We start from the raw sequence: 21426 nt of genomic DNA on the forward strand, positions 1-21426 counted from the left end.
CGCCCCTTTATGATGCTTACATTGCACTTTTTTTGTGCATTCGCGTTTTAGAAGCTGTAGCTCACACCCGTCATTAACACCCCGGTGTAAGATTTATCCACCATCGGGCTGTCTTTCACTTCATCAGACAGTTTGATGTAACGCCCCATAAAGAAGGCATTCCAGTCTTTGTTGATCTTGTAGTTGGCGCTCAGCTCAACGTAAGGTGCCCAGCTGTCGCTTGGCGTGTAGCTGTCCAGACCGCTGCGGCGAGATTCGTTATCGCTAACGCCGTAGTAGTATTTGTTCTGGTTTTTGCTGCTCCACGTCACACCCACACCCGGTACCAAGGTGAAGGCGTCCAGCTCAAACTTGTACAGATAGGCGAAGTCACCAATCATGCCGTTGCTGTAATCCAGGGTATCACCGGTAAAGGTGGTACGCAGGATGCCCCAATCAGCATTATGCGTATAAGCCAGACCGGCCATCAACGTGCCGCGACGCTTGTCCAACTTCTTCATGCGATCGTCGTCACTGTCGCCCGGACGGTAGCCCAACGGCGAGTAGTAACCCATCAGACTCAGTTGGTTTTCCTGATCTTTCCACAGGTAATAACCGGCGGTCAGGGTACGGAAGTAGAAGTCATCCCCTTCATAGTTGATGACAGGTACCGGATACACGCGGTCCTGATAGCCACGATACGGATCCGGGCTAACCAGCGCGGAAGCACCGAGTGACCAGGTCCCAGCCTGAGCACTTTGCGCACAAACCATTGCGGAAGCGATAATTGCTAGCGTTTTGAGTTGAAAAATCTTCACTGGTTCTTTTTCCATAAATAACAGAGTTAATAGCTGGCTTAGTTTATGTGAAATTGTCGTTACGCGCCTAATCTTTACAATAGAAAACAACCAAGATCGAATAACTTAGAATAGAAATATGAATTAATCATGGCGGAACAGTGACGTTTTTTGCCGCAGGCCGCGCCAGACAAGGCATTTGGCTATCCCTGTCATAACTGAGTCATTGATATGACTTAAAAAAAGCTTTTTACCACGCAGGAAATTTTCTGGTATGCAAACTAAGCTTAAATCAGAAGGTGAATGAATCCTGAGCCCAGTGGCAATACAGCGCAACTCGCGATAATAAGCGCACCAAGTTGGCATACGGGTTGCTGTACTCAAGGATAACTTCTTCTTTCGGGGGCCAAAACACAATCATCAGCTCCCTTTAACCTGTGCTAATAACGAAAGGACGGGCATCGCCATGAACATATTTGACCACTATCGCCAGCGCTACGAAGCTGCCAAGGACGAAGAGTTCACACTGCAGGAATTTCTTACCATCTGCCGGCAAGATCGCAGTGCATATGCCAATGCGGCAGAACGTCTACTCATGGCTATCGGTGAACCAGTTATGGTGGATACCGCGCTTGAGTCGCGTATGTCTCGCCTGTTCTCCAACCGCGTGATCGCACGCTATCCGGCATTCGAAGAGTTCTACGGTATGGAAGAAGCTATCGAACAGATAGTCTCTTACCTGAAACATGCCGCCCAGGGCCTCGAAGAGAAGAAACAAATTCTTTATCTGTTGGGCCCCGTCGGCGGCGGTAAATCATCGCTGGCAGAACGCCTGAAAGCGCTGATGCAACGCGTGCCCATTTATACCCTGAGCGCCAACGGCGAACGCAGCCCGGTAAACGACCACCCGCTGTGCCTGTTCAATCCGCAGGAAGATGCCACTATTCTGGAAAAAGAATATAACATCCCAAATCGTTACCTCGGCACCATCATGTCCCCTTGGGCGGCAAAACGCCTGCATGAATTTGGCGGCGACATCACAAAATTCAAAGTGGTCAAGGTGCGTCCTTCCATCCTGGAACAGATCGCCATCGCAAAAACGGAACCGGGTGACGAGAACAACCAGGATATCTCCGCGCTGGTCGGCAAGGTCGACATTCGCAAGCTGGAAAACCACGCGCAAAACGATCCGGATGCCTATGGTTATTCCGGCGCCCTGTGCCGTGCCAACCAGGGGATTATGGAGTTCGTGGAGATGTTCAAAGCGCCGATAAAGGTGCTGCATCCTCTGCTGACCGCCACCCAGGAAGGTAACTACAACGGTACCGAAGGGATCTCTGCCCTGCCGTTCAGCGGCATTATTCTGGCGCACTCCAACGAATCCGAATGGGTGACCTTCCGTAACAACAAAAACAACGAGGCCTTCCTCGACCGCGTTTACATCGTCAAGGTGCCTTACTGCCTGCGAGTCTCGGAAGAGATCAAAATCTACGACAAACTTCTGGATCACAGCGAACTGACCCATGCGCCGTGCGCCCCTGGCACGCTGGAAACCTTAGCGCGCTTTACCGTACTCTCACGCATGAAAGAGCCGGAAAACTCCAGCATCTACTCGAAGATGCGCGTCTATGACGGCGAAAGCCTGAAGGATACCGATCCGAAAGCCAAGTCGTACCAGGAATACCGCGACTACGCCGGGGTCGATGAAGGCATGAACGGCCTGTCCACCCGCTTCGCGTTTAAAATTCTGTCGCGGGTGTTCAACTTTGATCACGCAGAGGTCGCCGCTAACCCGGTTCACCTGTTCTATGTGTTGGAACAGCAGATCGAACGTGAGCAATTCCCGCAAGATCTGGCAGAGAAATACCTGGAGCACCTGAAAGGCTATCTGATCCCGAAATATGCCGAATTTATCGGCAAAGAGATCCAGACGGCTTATCTGGAATCTTACTCGGAATACGGTCAGAACATTTTTGACCGCTACGTGACCTATGCAGACTTCTGGATCCAGGATCAAGAGTACCGTGATCCGGACACCGGCCAGCTGTTCGATCGCGAGTCCCTGAACGCTGAACTGGAGAAAATCGAGAAACCGGCCGGCATCAGCAACCCGAAAGATTTCCGCAACGAAATAGTCAACTTCGTGCTGCGCGCCCGTGCTAACAATAGTGGCCGTAACCCTAACTGGACCAGCTATGAGAAGCTGCGTACCGTGATCGAGAAGAAAATGTTCTCGAACACCGAAGAGTTACTGCCGGTGATTTCCTTTAACGCAAAAACCTCAACGGATGAGCAGAAAAAACACGACGACTTCGTCGACCGTATGATGGAGAAAGGCTACACCCGCAAACAGGTTCGTCTGCTGTGTGAATGGTATCTGCGGGTCAGAAAGTCTTCGTAACGTCTAATGAGAATTAGCGTCATGGAGATGGCGTATACCCAAAATAATTGGCGTTGCATCAAGGCGGTAAGAGCGCTTATCCCGATGAGCTTACTCTGGTAAGTGATTCGGGTAAGTGACCGCAACCAACACAGAGGCAACGGCAAGTATAACGAGTATAGAAAGTTGGCAACGTCGTTTGGGGGAAGTATGGCCTATTTCATTGACCGACGGCTTAACGGCAAAAACAAGAGCATGGTTAACCGCCAACGCTTCTTGCGCCGCTACAAGTCGCAAATCAAACAGTCGATTGCCGAAGCCATCAACAAGCGTTCGGTCACCGACGTAGACAGTGGGGAGTCCGTCTCGATCCCCGCTGGCGATATCAACGAACCTATGTTTCATCAGGGTCGCGGTGGCACACGCCACCGCGTTCATCCGGGCAATGACCACTTTGTGCAAAATGACCGCGTCGAACGCCCTCAGGGTGGCGGCGGTGGCGGCGGCGGTCAGGGCAATGCCAGCCAGGATGGTGAAGGCGAAGACGAGTTTGTTTTCCAGATATCCAAGGACGAGTATCTCGACCTGCTGTTTGAAGATCTGGCGCTGCCGAACCTGAAAAAGAATCAGTATAAGCAGCTCACCGAGTACAAAACCCATCGGGCCGGTTACACCGCCAACGGCGTACCGGCCAATATCAGCGTGGTGCGTTCGTTGCAAAACTCGCTGGCGCGCCGTACTGCCATGACCGCAGGAAAACGTCGCGCTTTGCATGAGTTGGAAGACGAACTCACCCAGATGGAAAACACCGAGCCGGTGCAACTGCTGGAAGAGGAACGGCTGCGCAAGGAAATTGCCGAACTGAGAAAGAAAATCGAAAGCGTGCCATTTATCGACACCTTTGATTTACGCTATAAGAACTATGAGCGCCGACCGGAGCCTTCCAGCCAGGCGGTAATGTTCTGCCTGATGGACGTGTCCGGCTCCATGGATCAGGCCACCAAGGACATGGCCAAGCGTTTCTATATTCTGCTCTATTTGTTCCTGAGCCGTACCTATAAAAACGTCGAGGTGGTGTATATACGCCACCATACCCAAGCGAAGGAAGTGGATGAGCAGGAGTTCTTCTACTCGCAGGAGACTGGCGGCACCATTGTATCTAGCGCGCTGAAACTGATGAATGAAGTGGTTGAGGAACGTTACGATCCGGCGCAATGGAACATCTACGCCGCGCAGGCGTCGGATGGCGACAACTGGGCCGATGACTCACCGTTGTGCCACGAACTGCTGGCGAAAAAGCTGCTGCCGATGGTTCGCTACTACAGCTACATTGAAATCACCCGCCGCGCCCACCAGACGCTGTGGCGCGAATACGAGGACCTGCAGGCAAAATTCGAAAACTTTGCCATGCAGCATATCCGGGAACCGGACGATATTTACCCGGTATTCCGCGAACTTTTCCACAAGCAGACCGTATAATTACACATAAATTCATTTTAAATCAGCCGGTTAACTTGGTTTTCCGGCTGTTTTTTTGTATTCGTTGAGTGATTTGAAATTGCTTGCTTAACAATAGATTGCCTGTAGTTTTGGGGAATGATTCGCTTAACTTTTAATGTCAGGCCACATGACATTACTCAGCAGTTACCTATAACATAGGGTTATAAACCCAAGATCACTAGTCATTGAGACACTATGGATTTCTTAACCTTTTTAACTAAAGTGCTTGATTTTATTTCCAGTATTGTAGGTTCTGTCGTTTGGCCTGGCGCCATTATTCTTATTGCCTACTACGGGAAGAATGACATAAAGGATCTACTTCTATCTTTGAAGCGTCTAAAATTTAAAGAATATGAGCTTGAGTTTGAAAGGAAGGCTCAAGAGGTGGCTGATAGTGTTGAAATTTCCCTACCACCAGAGATTGATGCAAGCAAGGAGAAGAAAGAACACTTGTTATCCACTGGGCCTCGACAAGCAATACTTGAGTCATGGATTCAGTTGGAAAATTCTGCATATGGGGCTGTCCTTAGGGTTACTCATGGTTTGCGACCATCACCAAGCCCTGCATATCTGATGCGCGAACTACAAGAGAACAAAATTCTCGATAACGAAAAATTAAATATATTCAAAGAATTACGTACCATGCGCAATGAAGCAGTACATTCGTATCGCTTTGATTACTCTTTTTCTGCCATTGAAAACTATGTAAATTCCGCACTTAAACTTTCTTCTTATTTAGATGATTTCAAAGTAGATGATTAGTTAAAACAGTAATATACATTAACATTATTTTGAGATAATTATCTATGTGTGGCCGTTTTGCTCAAGTACAGACCCGCGCCGACTATCTCGATGTGCTCGCTTCTGACCTCGAATTCGCCGGTGCGTTAGATAATGTTCCGATCCGTCGCTATAACGTAGCGCCAGGTACCCGCGTGCTTTTACTTAATCAACGCGACGATAAATTGCACCTTGATCCTATTGAGTGGGGTTACGGCCCGGATTGGTGGCGTGAAATGAAACGCCAGCCGGTTATCAATGCCCGCGTTGAAACGGCAGCCACCAGCAGAATGTTTAAGCCATTATGGGATCACGGCCGTGCACTGGTAATGGCTGATGGCTGGTATGAGTGGAAGAAAGACAAACACGACGCCAAAGTAAAGCAGCCTTACTTCATCTATCATGAATCGAAATCGCCGATATTTTTCGCTGCAATAAGCCGCCATCACCCCGATGAAAAAGATCCTCCTGATGATGACGGTTTTGTCATTGTGACCAGCTCCAGTGAATCTGGCCTACTCGATATTCATGATCGGCGTCCCGTCGTTTTACCGCCGGCGGCAGCACGCGAATGGATGGACCCGAGCACGAGCTCAGAGCGCGCTGAAGAACTGGCAAAGGAAGCGGCCACGCCTCCCGATGATTTTTCATGGTACCCAGTAGGTAAATCAGTCGGCAACATCCGTAACGATAATGCCGAACTCATAAAACCAATCTCAAGCCCGTTGGTTTAATATACTCGCGCACGGGGAAGATCACTGAGCCGAGTGGTATATGCCGGTGAAAGCAGCTCACGCTTCATTGACCACGCCTGGTCTGCTCCTTGTCCTGCGAACCATAGCTTTGCCCTACCCGAGTTATTGATGCGGTCAAGTACACCCATCAACTGCTCACTATTATGCCGCGGCTGATATTCATCGAACAGCCCAAGCTGGGCAACGCCCTGGCTGAAGAAATCTTGCAGCATTACCCCGCCTTTCTGATACCGATGACCGGGTTGCCAAATCGCATCAAGGCAGCGCATAGCCGCGGCAATTATGTCCCGGGTATCCTGCGTCGGCGTACTCAATTTTATACTGGCTGTGTTGCCGTAGTATTCCTCATTGATGGCGAACGGACTGGTTTTAAGCCAGGCACTGACATGCCGGCAATATTGTCGCTCTTCACGCAGCTTCTCTGCCGCGCGCGTCGCGTACATGCAGATCGCCTGATGCATCTGGTTATATTCGGTAATGCGATCACCAAAGCTTCGGCTGCAAATGATCTGCTGCTTCGTCGGCGCGAACTCTTCAAGTTCAAGGCAAGGTTGACCGCGTAGCTCTCGCACAGTCCGCTCTATCACAACGCTGAAGTGCTTGCGGATCATCGTAGTGCTAGCGTCGGCTAACTGAAGCGCGGTTTCGATCCCCATCATGTTAAGCTTTTTCGATATCCGCCGGCCGATACCCCAGACTTCATTCACCGGCAGTAAGTCCATAAGTTTGCGCTGGCGCCCTTCATTGGACAAATCCACAACCCCGCCAGTCTTGTCCCACTTCTTCGCCGCAAAGTTGGCCAGCTTCGCCAGTGTCTTGGTTTGGGCAATGCCAACACCGACAGTTAGCCCGGTATCGCGCAACACTTTAGCCCTCACCTGGCGACCGAAGGTTTCAAGGTCGATACAGTTACGGACGCCTGTCAGATCCATAAAACTCTCATCAATTGAGTAAATCTCAACACGCGGCGCCATCTCTTCTAAAACGGCCATTACTCGCTGTGACATATCAGCATAGAGTTCATAATTGCTGCTGAACGCTATCCCCCCGACGCTCTCAAATTCGCGCTTAATTTTGAAGTAGGGTTCCCCCATTTTCAGGCCCAGAGCCTTCGCCTCTTTACTCCTGGCCACCACGCACCCATCATTATTCGATAGAACGACAACGGGCCGGCCGCGCAGGTCTGGACGCCACAATGTTTCGCAGCTGGCGTAAAAGCTATTAACATCGGCGAGCGCATACATTACTTAAGCCTCGTTATCGAAGACACTACGACGCCCATCACCTCCAGGTCGTCGCCGCCGTCATGGAGTGAGATCGGCTCATACTTCGGGTTCATAGGCTCAAGCTGCGCGCGCGGATGTAAGCAAAGGCGTTTCACAGTGAACTCACCGGCGATGCTGGCAATGACGATATCACCATGGGCTGGGTTGATACTGCGATCGACAACGAGCATAGAGCCCTCCGTGATGCCCGCCTCCAGCATCGAGTCGCCGGTCGCATAGAGGAAATAGGTCGCGTTAGGGTGGCTGATGCAGTACTCGTTCAAGTCGATACGTGAACTAACGTAATCAGCTGCAGGACTGGGAAAGCCCGCTGGTACTTTATCGGAAAACAGCGGGATCTCTAGTTTGGTTGGGTTTGGTGTTGGATAAAAGAAAGTCATAATGCTGCCTTGTTACTGTGTTTTTATACAGTATAAGCGCAAATTTTTAGCGGGGGAAAGTTCGGAAAACTCTTGGAATGGTAGGATATTGATCGGTAAAGAAAGATAGTTCCTGTAAATGTTTTTGCGTGATAGTTAGCTTTGCGATCGTTTTGGACGATCGATACTCAGTAATTGATCTACAAAACCAATTTGAAGCGTTTTAGCTGCGGCCTCAACATGTAGGACTAATCCCCTTGCCTTGGCCCTCAAATGCCCATCAAAGCGCTGACACGGATCGCAGCCGTAGTTTCTTTCGCATCCATTACCACTGGATTTACTCGTTGGCCGGATGTCATGTTCATCTCAAGTTGCGTGATGCTTGCTATCTGGGCTCATGCTGAATGGGACTGGAGAAGGCGGAGATAACCCCGCCCTATCATTTATGGAACAAACGGGCCTCGGCCACCAACAATAGTGGCAACGGTATCCATGTGAGATTTAGCTACCGACAAGTCCATAAATTCGTTGTAGAACAGCAGAAACCCAAGCGTACCCTGGGCACCAGCAGAGATAGAGCCTCCAGATACGCCAGCCGGTACGCCATTAACACTGTAACCACGAGACACGTTCTTAGCTCTCGCACTCATGTTGACCGATGCGCCCACTGTTCCTGCATGCAGGATTTCTCGAAGCGTTGTGTTGTTCCAGCTCCAGGCTCTCACCGTCCAACCGCCAGCAACCCCCATCCCGATTGAATTCAGATTGCCTGCATTACCCGTTGCTATATCAACCTGCCCGGTTCCCCCATTCAACTTAATGATACGGCCACCACGATAGTTCGCTGAAGAGGTATCAAGGTTATTCACCAGGGATGCATTGTTTGCGTTAGTTGCGAGATTCCAGCAGCCAATGACCGTCATTTCATCACGTTCAATAACTGGCGTCTGAATGATGTGGTTACTATCGTTTAAAAGAATTGCACCTTGAGCGTTGTATCCGCCGTTCCAGGTGAAATGGTTACCACGCCCTGAAAAGTCCCGGTTACTCAAGCAGTCATAACCTGCAAGTAGCGTGTCAGTAATCAGGGGGATCCGCGGGTCGATTATGTTCGTATAGTCGAGGTTAAAGGTCACATCGTAGATTGTGCGAAGGCTATTCATTTTTTCCGCCTGATTATAATTTAAAGAGTCCGATTTGTTTGGTGTTGATATCTACCGCTCCGCAACTTATAACCAAGGTTGCTGTTGTCACTCCGGCTGGAACAACAAATTCTTGATAGAAATAACTGAAGTCATCCACCTTCTTATTCCATGTCCTCATTCCAGCAAGATAATTAGTGGAGCTTGCACTTCCCTGTGCAATATAAAATTCAAACTGAACGTCAGTATTGGATTTGATAAAGAAACCAAACCCTAATTTATCGCCTGGCGTTAAGGTAATTTGCTTAGTACGTTTAGAATTTCTTAACGTCCAAATATTCCCTTTGCCCTCTGGGTCAGGCGCAATAGAACTCGTCCCAGCGGTTACGGTAGTCCAACCATCAGGAGCATCTCCGGCACCATTCAGCGTGTAAAAAAGCGGGTTAGCCAAAAGGTTATTCGTCAGCCCTGCAGCAATTTGTTCTTCAGCGATAGTTGGGTAAACGGGGGATGTCCAAGCCTCCAGCGCATCAGAAAGTGCCTTGCCCATCGCTTTAGCGCCTGTTTCTGATGGGTGTGATGGGTCTGGATTACCATCTTCATCAATTTTGTTATAGCCCGGCAACCAATCTCCCGTTGCTGGATCCACTGTCGCCTTGTGCAAGTCAATAAACGGGAGTTTTTGTTTTCTGGCATAGGCACGAAGCCAGTTATTGAGTTTATGTTCACCAGCCCGCTGAGTGGCACTGGAACTGTTACCTTGAGCTGCCATTGTGCATACGACCGGGATTATCCCAGCAAGCAGCAGGGTTTCGAATATCTTAATGAACGATGGAATAGTCACTTCGTTAAGATATTTATCAAGGTTTCCTGCAATCCCTTCACCTTGCACAATATCGTTACGGCCACTCATATGAATGTTGAAGGTATTGCGTGCCGCCACAACTTGAGGAATATGAGTGGCAAGGATTTGGTCAGTTCTCATTCCTGCCGTGGCATAAACACCATCAATTCTTATACGGCAATTTGTATTCAATGATGCCCACATTTGCCAACCAAACGGCTTAAATGCACCATTAAACATTGCCGCATCAGAAATAGAATCACCAGATGAAGAACAATCCCCAAGTAGCTGTCCTGGATTATTAAAAAGAGCCCTATTCAAATATATTTTTCGTGCCGTTGTTGGGTCTGTGCCCCATATGGTATTGCCATCTAAACCAGTTTCAGCCCCTAAGTATTTATCTCCATCTGTGGATACCAGTCGAGTGCCTCCATCAAAATTAACACTCTTTGCCGTTGCATCACGAACATCCGCACCATAAGGGAAATATGACTTTGCTTCATCGTCTTGATACATAAAACGCACGCCATTAACAGAGAAGTGTTCGAGAACAATGTTTGATACTTGATCAGGGTCAGAATAACTAACCGTCCGAAATCCACGGGTTCGAACCTCTGCTGTTTCAGCTGTATCGAGTGCCTCTTCTACGAACTTACTGTTAGGTTGTGAGGTTATGTACTCTGCGACACCATTATTATTTTTGTAAATGTTAAAGGCCGCAATAGCACCACTGGCCTCTGGAATAGCAACGCGGAACATTTCTCCATTTGGCGTTCCTGCTATCCCTGCGATCGTCCCGTCTGGGTCTTCTGCAGTTGTGTAGTAGGTTTTTAATGGCTCCATATCAATGACTTTACTTTCCATTCCTAAGAAGGTAAGTCTTTGATTGTTTAGTCTATCAGTCCACTTTTCCTCTTGACCATTTACCGCTTTATCAAAATTTTCGGCGTTATCATACAAGTCTCGAGGGTCCGTAGAGCCCAATGGATTTCCGGTGTTGTAAGTGGTCATCTTGGCCTCATAAATGAGAAAACCCGCCGAAGCGGGTTATTGGGATATGCATTTAATTACTGAGTGTCGCCTGGATAAATGGCATCGTCGTATTGATAAAGTAAAGGGGTATACTGCAGGGCTTTCACTTGGCATGTTCCATCATCGCCGGGGTCGATAACATCCATGATTGCATCATATCCAACACGGTTCGAAGAGCAAAAAACAACCCTGGGTGGTTCTACTGCTGGGTCGTTCATGATCCATTCATCTAGCCGAACATCAGTCGTGTTGGCTACTGAAAATGTGTAATCATCGATATGTTCTGGAACCAACAGAACAGATGCAGATCCATCTTGGAAACGCAGCAGGCAACGAGGATTTTCAAATGACCAGTCGAGCGGCTCACTTACCTGGATACGAACCGTATTGGCGTCGTGTTGTTCATCTACGACAAGGCAACTGATCGTTTTGCTGCCCGGTATATCATCAGTCAGAACAATACGATCACCAAAGTTGTAGCAAAGAGCATCCATTTCAGTGCTCGTCGAATGCGTTAACCGCTGATGGGTATACTTCATCAGCCGTCGCATGCCGACACGGTAAGCCCTATCAGGGTCTTGCACCCCATCCAGCGTGTAATCCTCCACCTTCACAGGTGTTGTGTTATTACTCAAACGACACTGAATGGTTTCCTCCGCCCATGTAGTGGCGTTAATGTAGGTAACATCGACCCCATCATAGTCATCTTGTGACAGCGCCTTAAAGCCGGTTTGGAGCTCTTCTGTTTGCTCCTGCGGACTAATAACACCAGACCAGTTTTTGATCCCCTCCCTACCGGCAGACGCCAAACCATCACTTAGCAGGAAATACCCCATCCCCGCATTAGCAATCCTTTGCAATACCTCAAGCGCAGATGTGTTATCGCTACCGGCAGACCAATCGAAGGTTTCCCCGCGTGGTGTCCAAAATGTATTTTCCAGGGAATTAATGGCTGCATAATCTATCTGGTTATCCGTGTATCCCAGGTCTTTCAACACATGATAAAAAGCACCACTGATACTACGTGAGGTATGGCCATCATAAAGACGTGTCGCCACCATATTGATGCGGCGGTCGGATTGTGCAGCTAAACGGTTACCGGTACGAATGGTTAAACCGATCGTAGTGATATCTCGATAATTCGTTTTGCGTGCGGCTAGCTTGGCCCGCATAGCTTGCCACTGTACCGAGTCCCGCGTTGTTCCTCCCCACACTGGCGTATCACGCTTCATCCTGACTTCGTAATTACCCAATGCTGGGAACGTCACCCTTTCGGTATACCCCACCTCGTTCACCGTGTTGTTACCGTGCTGGATCTGAACGCTAGTCCAGTCATCAGATCCTGACAAACGATACTGCAGCGTCATCGCAACATCATGCCAGTGAATGGCGCCGTCCTTGCTACCCACATCACAAAGGCCCTGCGGATAAACAAAGTTGAGTTCGATCTGTGTCGTTTTCTCATTTTGAGGACAACAGAGGAATGGCCCCATCCAATCATAATCATCGTTCAGGCCGGTTACCGTAGCATCCAGCAAGGTACGCCCGGTGAATCCTGGCCAGCCAGGATCAACGGTTGTTGAACCATCAGAATTCTCCGTCAGGCGTTCAACGCTAATAGTTTGTCCGTCTATATCTGTAATGCGATATCGGTAACCTTTCAGACCCAACGCGAGCCGCTGCGACCCTGTTGGGATCCCCACAAAGGCGTCCCCCGCCGCACTCCCCCAAGCCAAAGCGATGTGTTCACTTACGGCTGGCGTTCCTCCGGTTGATGCGGTACCCGCAATGACTACTGGCGAACTACCAAATAACACTGAAGGGAGCACACTAAAGCCTATGCTATTACCACTGAAGGGGCTTTCTCTTTCCATGATCACTATCTTCGTATCTACAGCGGAAACATCCAAACCAGACCCGGAAAGTTGATCCTCTATCTCTTCAGTCAGCCCCCCCATCGTCACATAGTTAGCCGTCAGCGATATCACATAATTGATACCCGCCCAGGCTAACGTAAATGATAATGGTGTAGTGCTGAAATCGTAGGTAGTAGGTGCTGCTGATGCGGTTATGCTGGCCGCATTACCACCAACACCTGGCACCGCCGGCGACCCCGGATCGTAAACTGAAATGAATAAGTCAATTCTGGTTCCATTCCAGGTCATGGATATCGGCAAACCGACTGATGGGTTTAACTCTGAAAAATCACCGTAGATAACATTTCGGCCGGCCTCAATTGCAATAGTGAATGTATCCGGCGCTTGGATGGTCAGGTCTGTTCCAACGACCCAGGAATCAGGAATGACAGCATCACCGGTATCGCTACCGACACCGATAACTGAAAGTGCATTACCTGACACACTTATCGCGTCTGCAGTAATGCTCACGGAGTCTGGGCCAGTGGAGGCCAGATCTAACCCAGCGGTGCCTGAGGTGGTCCCTCCAACCTCAGTCGATGCATACCAGTTTTCTGAACGGGGATCGCCACCAACATCAGCCCCAGGAGGATAAATGGTGTAGCTTACATCCTCGCCAAAACTGCCCACTGGCGTATTACCAATTTTTATAGTGGATTGATTAATCGCAAAGTTTCCAACACCGATACAGAGGAACATTTCTGTACGATATATCTGCGGGTTGCTGCCATCAAAGCGGCTGACTGGTTGAACAAGATAATCAGGAAAAACACGGTCTCTACCCAACACTTCTCGGATCGGATCTCCCAATTTCGCAGTATTCGCTTTTGCCGGTGACAGATCTAACGAATCACCACCATTTGCCGAACCCATGCCGTCTTTGTTCATTCGAGACATCATGAACAGCGAATATGCAGCTGATGCTACTGCTACCGCCACAGCAGTCCATGCAGCTACAACGGCACCGGTTGCATACGGGATTGGGTATATCCTTACATCAGTTTCATAAATTATGTGACATAGAGGCCATTCATCAGAAGAAACGGATTTCCCGTTAACCTCTACTGCTACTGGTTGCCGCATTTCATTTTTGTAATCCTTCACATTATCGACAAACCACTGATGCAGTGTCATAGCACTGTGTTCGTGGATTTCCAGCGGCTCGCCGGGAAGTCGTGATGGGTAAATACGGATCGTCACTGGTAATACTCCACTTTCACAAATCGACGTTCAAACCGCGCCAACGGCAGAAAGGTTACATTTGATTTGGGATTACATTCTGCAGCATGAAGGATGCCGTCAATGCTGACCACAACCGCTACATGATCAACCAAACTTCCCGTGTAACAAACGATCCCAGCCCCTTCAACCGGGCGGCATTTTGTTAACTCCTTCATCAACTCTTTCGCTGATCGATCAAGTCCGCGGTTATCCTTCGTTACCCCTGCGAAATCTGGCCAAGCTGGCATTCCAATATCACGCCGGATTTCATTAACGATGCCGAAGCAATCCAGCTCAGGGTATGCGCGGCCCCCCTTCAGCCAGGTGACTGAAAGGTATTTGTCAGGATTAAACATGGAAAATTCCTTACTAGAGGTAACGCAGCCCAGGGTGATCCGGCAATGTATATCGGCGCCGGGGCCATGCTGTATCAAGTACATTCATATATCCGGCTGTTATCTGCACCGCGATAGGGGTCCAGTAACCAGATTTAATTGTTAACGTGAAAGGCGGTGAGGTTGGCGCAGTGAGATCTGTTGATAAGTAATGCCGGTAAGTCAGCGTGCCTATTTCCTGATTACCCAACGCGTCGCGGATCATGTTTGAGACCGTACCATCTATATTGCTGATGGCGAATTTCAGATCCTGCGTACCGTCTGCGTTTCTTGCTGGCAGTGATAAATCAATCCCACATGCGGTAAACGTTGCCGACACTCCATTTTCCAACGTGGCTGTAACATCATCCCAGCCTCTTGTGAGCCAGTGTGTAGCGCCACCTACCGCAATCTGGAGTGTTTGTATTATCACTTCAGAACCTGAAGAGGCATAAAGCCGATTTAATACCGTCATGCTTCTGGCCACTCCCGGTTAAGTGCAAGATCGATGATGCTCTGGCCTGCCAGGAACTCGGGGAAGTTCCCCCATCCTGGCGGTGGCAATGGCCGCTCCCAAAGTTCTAGCGTCGCGCTGTACTGCCAATATTTTCCACCGACCAATACCGGCCCTTCATAAATATCCGTAAACCGACAAACATAGGGCTTAATTCCGATCGGCGTCCGCAAAGTCATGTTGAACCAAGCGGAACCGTCACTGATAGCATCGCGGTACCAGGCCTCAAACGTTTGTCCCTGCACATCATTCATGAGCCAGGAAACCGAGGATTCCGTTGGTGTAGAGGTATAGCGGCGACGCTGGCGGGCCCGGCCAGAAACCATAGCCGTTCTGAGCAAAGGGCTTATAGGTTTAAGCCCGTACCCATCCTGTAAAGGTAAAGGAAGATAGTCATGTGGATAATTGATATCCGAGGTGATTGCCATCAGCCAGCCCTCCTTTTAGTTTGCCACCCCATGCCGACAGCCTTACCCACATCACCACGCCCTGTTGCTATCTGATATGCGCTTTGTTCCAAAGCTTCCTTGACCGCGGCTTTTTGTGTTTCCTTCAACATCTGTAATGTTCTGGCATCTGGATCACCGTTAACCTGCGTATTGATTTCGATATTCGGAACTGCTCTGCCAGTATTCGCATCACGGCTAACCCTATCGAGGGTTGCATCCAGTTTCGCACTGGTACCTGCCGTCGTAACACGCTCCCCTTTTTGCAATAGCCACGTACCGGTTTCTGGTACCGCATCGATACCGTCGTGTGCCATGCCTGATAGGCCTGCAGCAGATATCGCAGCTACCATTGGCATAGTTACGGCAGCAGCAGAAGCCATTGCTGCTGGAGCAAGTCCAGGCCCTACAATTGGGATCGCGGCTGTTGATGCAAACGCGGCAAGTTGCGCCTGTAATGCCGTAGCTTGCGCGTTGGCCACCATTGCGGGAATAGCTGACGCCTGAGTAGTTTTATTTATCAGCAACTGAACGCCCTGATAAACAAGCCACTGAGCAGCCATATCAATCAATGCTTTTACAACCGACTGACCGAGATCCGAGAAAATCCCCTTAATAGCATCACCCATTGACTCTGTACCGCTGATGACATCATAGAGATGATCAGATATAGAATCGGTGGCTGCCCCCAAGACAGATGTCATAGCATCTGCTGCTTGCTGATAGTAATCACTTGAGCGATCAGCAAAATCTACCAGAGCATCAGAAATACCAGATGACCAATCATCCCGTTGCTCGTCTGACTGTTTGTAATAGTCCTCTTGAATTTCAAGTCTTTCCTTCAGCGCATCCTGCAACGCCTGAGTTTCTTTGTCGTACAGCGATTTAGTTATGTCACCGGACTGATATTGCTTCTGAAGTTCTTGCTGCTGGGTGATAAAGTCTTGCTGAATTCCCAGCAATTCTTTCATTCGGCTGCGAGTTTTCTCACCCATACCCGCGCCCACGATATCGGCATTCAAGGTCTGGCGATCATTATCATTTGATGATTTCAGGTTTGCTGCGAACGCCGCCACCTTAAGATTTTCTTCATTGGCTTTCTTTAATGCCTGAAGTTTATCCAACTCATCAGCCAATTGAAGCAGTCGCTTCTGCTGCTCAGCATTGATACCAACCAATTTCCCACTTGCGAGGTCAAAGCGTAACTTTTCAGCTTCTGTGACTTCTGCAGTTTTTTTACCCGTGGTTTCTATCAGCGCTATCTGGCGCATGTAACTTAATTCTGTCGCCTTAAATGCTGACTCAAGTTTTTTTGCTCCTGCATCTGGAGTTGCCTTTCCATTAGTTTCGCCAACACCTAACTTAAATTGGTTGGTACCTACTGTCGCAGATCCTGTAGGTAAATTTAATGGCGGTAACGCATTTTGTTTAGCTGATAATATTTTATTGTCTAGCTGTTCTATTTGCGACCTAATGCTAGCCAAATCTTCTTCAGACGCATTTGAACCAGTCGCCTGGAATTGCAAGAATTTTATTCTTTCCTGCATGGCAGGAATGTTTTCGTCACTAAATCTGCCAAACAATCCTTGATGCTTAGTAGTGGTTTTTACAGCAAGGTCTCCAGCTGCCGCGGCAGCTTTTATCATCCATCCTGCCAGTTCAGCAACCTCGCCGACAAGAGATACAATTCCTTGTAATACTTGCGGATCTGTTAATACGGCCTGAAGTTTATCAAGGGATGACTGAAGAGGTGATAAATCAACCTTTGCAAGTCCTGCTGCTATTTCAATTTTCAACCCTTTAACTTGGGCTTCCATGTCTTGAAATAGATCATTTACTTTTATCAAATCATCTATGGATGAAGGGTCAGGTGCTACGCCATAATCTTTTGCCAACTGAATAAATTGCTTGAGTTTCTCATTATTATTATCAAACAACGGAATTAGTTTAGAAAGATCATTTCCTATACCCTCAAGTATATTTATTTTAGCGGAATTTGATCCTATTTTACCTAATGCATCACCAATAGCCAGCATTTGCTTATCTGGGGAAACCTTTGATAATTTTTCTGCTGATAATCCTAGCGCATTTAGTGCATCAACTGCTTCACCTGATTTATTAAGTACCGCATCACCTATTTTATCACCTAAGTCTTTAAAAATGTCTGCCATGTTATCACCTGACAAACTAGCTTTTTCAGCTGCAAACTGCCACGCCAACAACTCCTGAGTTGACATGTTTAAAGACTTTGCCCACTTATCAGTTGATGCTACTTGTTCTGAGGTTGATTTTAATAACTGATAACCTGCAACTCCTACAGCGGTGGCTGCGGCAGCTGCAGCACTTGCCATCCCTGCTAATGCTTTGCTTGAGTCAGCTACATCCTTTTGAACCTGCTTCCTCCATTTTTCAGAAGCTCTTTCAGCCTTATCCATTCCTGAAATAAAACCGCCTGTTTTGGCTATAAGATCAATAGTTAGTGTTCCAAGTGACTTACTGGCCATATATACTCCGGGCAATAAAAAACCCCGCCTGAGCGAGGTTTGTGATTTAAGCCTTGTGTTTTATTTATCTTCGCCACATAGCCTTGTATAATCAAAATATTCCGATTCAGTTTCAGATTCAAATATTTTACTTAGTGCAACTTTGTAAGTTACAGAGCTAGAAAAATATCCTTTTGGAGTCATATTCAAAGCAACAATGAATCTGGTAAATCCGGTGTAAGCACCAAATCCATTTTTTGAATTTATTTGTCCACAAACGATTGAATTCGTTGATTTATCTTTTGCATCTTCTAATTTAGCCAAACGCACAAACCTAAACTTTGCGCTATCCGGATCTTTTAAGTTGATAGTTATTTCTTTTTCTGATAACTCCAGGGCTTTTTTCTCACTTGGCTTACATCCTGCAAGAGAAACACCAATTATAATTAACGCAATTATTTTATTCACATGCCAACCCAGTCGTATAAATGGTGATCAAATGTTAGCAAATCGATTGCATATTGTAAGCTGTAAAATCACCAACACACTACGCCCACTCCTTCATCGCCTCATCAAGACTGATAGTTTTTTCTTCTGACTTAATGTGCGGTGCAAAATCTGTAATATGAAAAGAAGATGCGTGTTCTTTTTTGTTCACGTTCGCAATCATGCTGGCCACCAGCGCGGCGCCCCACTCAGTCCTCATCATGGGGTTTAGACTGCCGTACTTATTACGGTACTTCATCCACAGGCGAAACTCTGAAAGACTCAGACGCTCCTGAGCCTCAGCAACCGTCCTGCCGCCGATGCCGTTAAGGACTAATTCGCACCAGGCTTCGTCATCTGCGCTGATGGCTCCGTCTTTCCCAGATTATTTACTTCTTGGATGGCCACCAGCAATGCCACCGTTAAATTACCATCTAGAGCACCACGCTCAGGATCCGCCTCACCGGTAATATCTGCTGGGGTAAAGACTGGTTGCCCATTTTCATCGCAAATGGATGCTGCGATCCGACCGGCCACCCCATCAATTTTCCCACCAACCGCGAGAATATCTGAACGCGCTGTGTAGTACCCCAGAGGGCGCACAAACACGGTAGCGGTAATTTCGTCCTCGCCCTGCTTCCAGGTGATTTCCTTTTCAACCGGGCGACCAGTGAAGGCGCCGCGTTCTTTCAATGAATCCAAAGTTAATTTCATATCGCTACCATCAGGAAGAAGTTAACGCGGGGCCGCAGCCCCGACGGGTAAATTGATCAGCTACCAGCCTGAACCTTTGGCACCCAAATCGAAGGGCCAGAACGCTGGATTGTTGCGGCAGTGCTGACCACTGTGTTTTGTTGGAAGTCGAAAGGAAAATCGGACACATAACCCTGGAAAACATACCAGGTGCGATCATCCGGCAATAACAACCCATCGACTGCACCAGGTGCGCCAGGCGCGGCGGCGGTCGGTGACGACTCACCATCAGACCAGCCTAAAGCCCAGGTCAATGGTGTTTCATCGTCAGTCTCTGCCAGGTTGTGCAGCATCAAGTGGCTGGCGTTTGCTGGATCCGCGTTAAGAGTTACTGACGACTGGCCAGGTGTCTGCAGGCCTTTTTTGTAGGTCTTCGATTTACGCTCAGATAGACAGGTGTCTTCAATCTGATCTGCCGGGTTTCCGCCTGGGGTAAAGTTGGTAATACATTCAACCTCGCTTACAACGCCATTAGCGAGGACAAACAACTGCGTGCCTTGTGTCAGTACAGACATGGTGATCTCCGGTCATAAAAAAACCGGCGCAAGGCCGGTATGTTGAAAAGTTGGGAGGGTTAGCGAAGCACTATCCAATCAACGTCGAATGAATAGCGGTAACGCTTTGTTTCTGGGTCACGACTTTGGCCGCCCCACCGGGTGATGTAGGCGTGTGGCTCTATGGCATCACGTAGCGCTGTAGCCACCGCAGTGGCAGATGTGACCATATCTGCATACACATCCACCTGCAGCGTGTAGCTGTCGGCGTCCGGGCGCCTGTCCAGATAGTTTTCTGGCTCTCCGCTGATGTTCTGCCAAACAACATAGGGATAAGCCACTACATCATCCTGCAGGCCAAAGGGATATAACCGCACAGGATTTGAACCGATCAGCGCCGTCACTGCCGGGCTGGCAGCACAAACTTTAAAAATTGGTGCGATCATGCTCTGCTCCCTTTCTTAGCCGCTCTAGCTATCGCCCGATCGATGGCTTTTCCGTATTCCTCAACGAAGGTATTGGACGCCTCAGCCGCGCTATTTTCAGCTGCCGGCCGCATGAATGGCTGAGCCCGCATGTTTTCCGTACCGAACTCCAGTAGGCGCCAATGCGGCGTTGGTGCATTCTTGGCTTTATCCGGATGCTTTTTAAGCACTGCCCCATGCAGAACGCCAATGCGAAAGGCCAGGTTTCCATTGCGCTTAAACTCGCGGCCATTCCAACGCACTGCGATATTATCTGCAATGCTGCGTCCTGTTTCTGGATCATCCAGTCGCTGAGCATTTGCCTTTGCCCTGTTGGCGATAACGTTGGCAGCCTTTCTCAAGGCCGCACGCCCTCCTTTGCGCTTCATGTCATCGCTGATAGAGGCAAGTTTACCCATCAACTCATCAACGCCAGTGAGGGTGTATTCAACGCCATCAGCCATCGTTTGCCCCCTCTGAGCATGGAAGGGTCAGATACTCCAGTCCACTATCAGGATCTGGTAAAACCCCTTCGATATTGAAAATATTTCCGCGAAACTGAATGCGATACTTTGCTGAAATATCGTGGCGGTACCTGATTTTAATCCTGGTGGTAACTGCATTCTGCATAGCCTGCGCAGCGACAAACTCACGGGCAGAGAGCGGGGATACCTCAGCCCAGAGATTAGACACATCCTGCCAAGTGTCTATCATTTCACCAGAGGCATTGTCTTGCACCTTAACGGGTTTCTGCAGGGTAATCCGATGGCGCAGTTTTCCTGCCTGCATGGTTACCCCCTGGTACTCAGATACTGAGGGCGCTGGTCGTCAATGGTCGTCGTTACGATATGGTCTTCTTCACTGCTAAATGCATCAGCCAGAACAGCGACCAACGATTCGTTTGACTCAGCCAGGCGGGTTAGTGCTGTTGTCTGTTCCTGCTTTGCCTGCGTCTCCGCCTGCAGCGCTGCTATCAGTGCGCTTACCTGTTGCTCGTTCATGGGCTATCCTCAACCAGTTTTTTAACCATTCCCGGCGGCGCCGGCATCCTTCACAGGCCATTTTTAAATCCCATAAATGCGATAAGGTTGAAGCAGAGACTCTACCGCTAAAGGGAGTGTTATAGCGGACTGACCAACGACCACCGACTCTCTGTTTGCATACCAAGTACCAATAAGTAAGAGCATCGCGGCCCGAACATCGTCATCAAGCAATAGTCTGTTTTCGTCTGTTTCGTAACCCTGATCTGTATTCAATAAGTAAAGCGTCCGGCGCGTCCACGTCTCAACGTAGCGCTTCGCTGCACCGATATAAATTTGGAATAACGGGTCATCCAGGTTGAAATCATGTTCAACCCGACAATGATTTTTTACTGTATCGAGATCAATAACGTCGGCGGGATCTGCCATCTTTCGCCCAAC

Annotated in this window: 23 protein-coding genes; 4 read left to right on the forward strand and 19 right to left on the reverse strand. The window is 48.7% G+C overall.

The window, feature by feature from the left end:
* Positions 1–47 precede the first annotated feature (47 nt).
* Positions 48–812, reverse strand: coding sequence for a MipA/OmpV family protein (locus AC1RKC_RS07550; protein WP_020827213.1), 765 nt, complete (start codon positions 810–812; stop codon positions 48–50).
* Between the two features lie 430 nt (positions 813–1242).
* Here AC1RKC_RS07550 and yeaG point away from each other — a divergent pair, with 430 nt between their 5' ends.
* The 4 genes from yeaG to AC1RKC_RS07570 all read left to right on the forward strand — a co-directional run bounded on the left by yeaG (position 1243) and on the right by AC1RKC_RS07570 (position 6170).
* Positions 1243–3177 (forward strand): protein kinase YeaG, encoded by a 1935-nt coding sequence (gene yeaG, locus AC1RKC_RS07555; RefSeq protein WP_020827214.1) that lies wholly within the window; start codon positions 1243–1245, stop codon positions 3175–3177.
* Between the two features lie 189 nt (positions 3178–3366).
* Positions 3367–4635 (forward strand): YeaH/YhbH family protein, encoded by a 1269-nt coding sequence (locus tag AC1RKC_RS07560; protein WP_020827215.1) that lies wholly within the window; start codon positions 3367–3369, stop codon positions 4633–4635.
* A gap of 216 nt (positions 4636–4851) precedes the next feature.
* Positions 4852–5418, forward strand: coding sequence for a hypothetical protein (locus AC1RKC_RS07565; protein ID WP_493092430.1), 567 nt, complete (start codon positions 4852–4854; stop codon positions 5416–5418).
* Positions 5419–5462: 44 nt separating this feature from the next.
* Positions 5463–6170 carry an SOS response-associated peptidase family protein gene (locus tag AC1RKC_RS07570; protein WP_493092429.1) on the forward strand — a complete coding sequence of 236 codons (708 nt, stop codon included), beginning with the start codon at positions 5463–5465 and terminating at the stop codon, positions 6168–6170.
* Here AC1RKC_RS07570 and umuC read toward each other — a convergent pair.
* The 18 genes from umuC to AC1RKC_RS07660 form a co-directional block, all read right to left on the reverse strand.
* Positions 6167–7435 (reverse strand): translesion error-prone DNA polymerase V subunit UmuC, encoded by a 1269-nt coding sequence (gene umuC / locus AC1RKC_RS07575; RefSeq protein ID WP_493092428.1) that lies wholly within the window; start codon positions 7433–7435, stop codon positions 6167–6169. The genes AC1RKC_RS07570 and umuC overlap by 4 nt on opposite strands.
* Positions 7435–7857, reverse strand: coding sequence for a translesion error-prone DNA polymerase V autoproteolytic subunit (gene umuD / locus AC1RKC_RS07580; RefSeq protein WP_060441619.1), 423 nt, complete (start codon positions 7855–7857; stop codon positions 7435–7437). The genes umuC and umuD overlap by 1 nt, the downstream gene beginning before the upstream one ends.
* A gap of 422 nt (positions 7858–8279) precedes the next feature.
* Entirely contained in the window at positions 8280–8999 is a 720-nt protein-coding gene (locus tag AC1RKC_RS07585; RefSeq protein ID WP_493092427.1) for a hypothetical protein, read from the reverse strand.
* Positions 9000–9012: 13 nt separating this feature from the next.
* Positions 9013–10833 (reverse strand): SGNH/GDSL hydrolase family protein, encoded by a 1821-nt coding sequence (locus tag AC1RKC_RS07590; protein WP_493092426.1) that lies wholly within the window; start codon positions 10831–10833, stop codon positions 9013–9015.
* Positions 10834–10889: 56 nt separating this feature from the next.
* Positions 10890–13970: a host specificity factor TipJ family phage tail protein gene (locus AC1RKC_RS07595; RefSeq protein WP_493092425.1), complete on the reverse strand. Its 3081-nt coding sequence runs from the start codon at positions 13968–13970 to the stop codon at positions 10890–10892.
* Entirely contained in the window at positions 13967–14347 is a 381-nt protein-coding gene (locus AC1RKC_RS07600) for a nitrite transporter (protein WP_493092424.1), read from the reverse strand. Before AC1RKC_RS07600 ends, AC1RKC_RS07595 begins: the two co-directional genes overlap by 4 nt.
* A 13-nt stretch (positions 14348–14360) precedes the next feature.
* Positions 14361–14840: a DUF1833 family protein gene (locus AC1RKC_RS07605; protein ID WP_493092423.1), complete on the reverse strand. Its 480-nt coding sequence runs from the start codon at positions 14838–14840 to the stop codon at positions 14361–14363.
* Positions 14837–15307: a hypothetical protein gene (locus AC1RKC_RS07610; RefSeq protein WP_493092422.1), complete on the reverse strand. Its 471-nt coding sequence runs from the start codon at positions 15305–15307 to the stop codon at positions 14837–14839. Before AC1RKC_RS07610 ends, AC1RKC_RS07605 begins: the two co-directional genes overlap by 4 nt.
* Entirely contained in the window at positions 15307–17829 is a 2523-nt protein-coding gene (locus tag AC1RKC_RS07615; RefSeq protein ID WP_493092421.1) for a phage tail tape measure protein, read from the reverse strand. Before AC1RKC_RS07615 ends, AC1RKC_RS07610 begins: the two co-directional genes overlap by 1 nt.
* Before the next feature lie 60 nt (positions 17830–17889).
* Positions 17890–18276, reverse strand: a complete 387-nt coding sequence (locus AC1RKC_RS07620) for a hypothetical protein (protein WP_493092419.1) — start codon at positions 18274–18276, stop codon at positions 17890–17892.
* A 79-nt stretch (positions 18277–18355) separates the two neighbouring features.
* Positions 18356–18661: a phage tail assembly protein T gene (locus tag AC1RKC_RS07625; RefSeq protein WP_493137987.1), complete on the reverse strand. Its 306-nt coding sequence runs from the start codon at positions 18659–18661 to the stop codon at positions 18356–18358.
* Positions 18628–19008, reverse strand: a complete 381-nt coding sequence (locus tag AC1RKC_RS07630; RefSeq protein WP_493092418.1) for a phage tail assembly chaperone family protein, TAC — start codon at positions 19006–19008, stop codon at positions 18628–18630. The genes AC1RKC_RS07625 and AC1RKC_RS07630 overlap by 34 nt, the downstream gene beginning before the upstream one ends.
* 56 nt (positions 19009–19064) lie before the next feature.
* Positions 19065–19562: a phage tail tube protein gene (locus AC1RKC_RS07635; RefSeq protein ID WP_493092417.1), complete on the reverse strand. Its 498-nt coding sequence runs from the start codon at positions 19560–19562 to the stop codon at positions 19065–19067.
* A gap of 59 nt (positions 19563–19621) precedes the next feature.
* Positions 19622–19987, reverse strand: coding sequence for a DUF3168 domain-containing protein (locus tag AC1RKC_RS07640; protein WP_493092416.1), 366 nt, complete (start codon positions 19985–19987; stop codon positions 19622–19624).
* Entirely contained in the window at positions 19984–20469 is a 486-nt protein-coding gene (locus tag AC1RKC_RS07645; protein ID WP_261424715.1) for an HK97-gp10 family putative phage morphogenesis protein, read from the reverse strand. Before AC1RKC_RS07645 ends, AC1RKC_RS07640 begins: the two co-directional genes overlap by 4 nt.
* Positions 20462–20794 (reverse strand): phage head closure protein, encoded by a 333-nt coding sequence (locus AC1RKC_RS07650; protein WP_493092415.1) that lies wholly within the window; start codon positions 20792–20794, stop codon positions 20462–20464. Before AC1RKC_RS07650 ends, AC1RKC_RS07645 begins: the two co-directional genes overlap by 8 nt.
* A gap of 2 nt (positions 20795–20796) precedes the next feature.
* Positions 20797–21006, reverse strand: a complete 210-nt coding sequence (locus AC1RKC_RS07655; protein ID WP_493092414.1) for a hypothetical protein — start codon at positions 21004–21006, stop codon at positions 20797–20799.
* A gap of 63 nt (positions 21007–21069) precedes the next feature.
* Positions 21070–21414, reverse strand: coding sequence for a head-tail connector protein (locus AC1RKC_RS07660; protein ID WP_493092413.1), 345 nt, complete (start codon positions 21412–21414; stop codon positions 21070–21072).
* Positions 21415–21426 lie beyond the last annotated feature (12 nt).

This window comes from Serratia sp. GW822-FHT06E05, assembly GCF_058799445.1.

What these genes read in the sequence shown, in the direction of transcription:
- AC1RKC_RS07550 (WP_020827213.1), bottom strand. Translation starts at nt 812, where the DNA reads ATGGAAAAAGAACCAGTGAAGATTTTTCAACTCAAAACGCTAGCAATT.
- yeaG (WP_020827214.1), top strand. Translation starts at nt 1,243, where the DNA reads ATGAACATATTTGACCACTATCGCCAGCGCTACGAAGCTGCCAAGGAC.
- AC1RKC_RS07560 (WP_020827215.1), top strand. Translation starts at nt 3,367, where the DNA reads ATGGCCTATTTCATTGACCGACGGCTTAACGGCAAAAACAAGAGCATG.
- AC1RKC_RS07565 (WP_493092430.1), top strand. Translation starts at nt 4,852, where the DNA reads ATGGATTTCTTAACCTTTTTAACTAAAGTGCTTGATTTTATTTCCAGT.
- AC1RKC_RS07570 (WP_493092429.1), top strand. Translation starts at nt 5,463, where the DNA reads ATGTGTGGCCGTTTTGCTCAAGTACAGACCCGCGCCGACTATCTCGAT.
- umuC (WP_493092428.1), bottom strand. Translation starts at nt 7,435, where the DNA reads ATGTATGCGCTCGCCGATGTTAATAGCTTTTACGCCAGCTGCGAAACA.
- umuD (WP_060441619.1), bottom strand. Translation starts at nt 7,857, where the DNA reads ATGACTTTCTTTTATCCAACACCAAACCCAACCAAACTAGAGATCCCG.
- AC1RKC_RS07585 (WP_493092427.1), bottom strand. Translation starts at nt 8,999, where the DNA reads ATGAATAGCCTTCGCACAATCTACGATGTGACCTTTAACCTCGACTAT.
- AC1RKC_RS07590 (WP_493092426.1), bottom strand. Translation starts at nt 10,833, where the DNA reads ATGACCACTTACAACACCGGAAATCCATTGGGCTCTACGGACCCTCGA.
- AC1RKC_RS07600 (WP_493092424.1), bottom strand. Translation starts at nt 14,347, where the DNA reads ATGTTTAATCCTGACAAATACCTTTCAGTCACCTGGCTGAAGGGGGGC.
- AC1RKC_RS07605 (WP_493092423.1), bottom strand. Translation starts at nt 14,840, where the DNA reads ATGACGGTATTAAATCGGCTTTATGCCTCTTCAGGTTCTGAAGTGATA.
- AC1RKC_RS07610 (WP_493092422.1), bottom strand. Translation starts at nt 15,307, where the DNA reads ATGGCAATCACCTCGGATATCAATTATCCACATGACTATCTTCCTTTA.
- AC1RKC_RS07615 (WP_493092421.1), bottom strand. Translation starts at nt 17,829, where the DNA reads ATGGCCAGTAAGTCACTTGGAACACTAACTATTGATCTTATAGCCAAA.
- AC1RKC_RS07630 (WP_493092418.1), bottom strand. Translation starts at nt 19,008, where the DNA reads ATGAAATTAACTTTGGATTCATTGAAAGAACGCGGCGCCTTCACTGGT.
- AC1RKC_RS07635 (WP_493092417.1), bottom strand. Translation starts at nt 19,562, where the DNA reads ATGTCTGTACTGACACAAGGCACGCAGTTGTTTGTCCTCGCTAATGGC.
- AC1RKC_RS07640 (WP_493092416.1), bottom strand. Translation starts at nt 19,987, where the DNA reads ATGATCGCACCAATTTTTAAAGTTTGTGCTGCCAGCCCGGCAGTGACG.
- AC1RKC_RS07645 (WP_261424715.1), bottom strand. Translation starts at nt 20,469, where the DNA reads ATGGCTGATGGCGTTGAATACACCCTCACTGGCGTTGATGAGTTGATG.
- AC1RKC_RS07650 (WP_493092415.1), bottom strand. Translation starts at nt 20,794, where the DNA reads ATGCAGGCAGGAAAACTGCGCCATCGGATTACCCTGCAGAAACCCGTT.
- AC1RKC_RS07655 (WP_493092414.1), bottom strand. Translation starts at nt 21,006, where the DNA reads ATGAACGAGCAACAGGTAAGCGCACTGATAGCAGCGCTGCAGGCGGAG.
- AC1RKC_RS07660 (WP_493092413.1), bottom strand. Translation starts at nt 21,414, where the DNA reads ATGGCAGATCCCGCCGACGTTATTGATCTCGATACAGTAAAAAATCAT.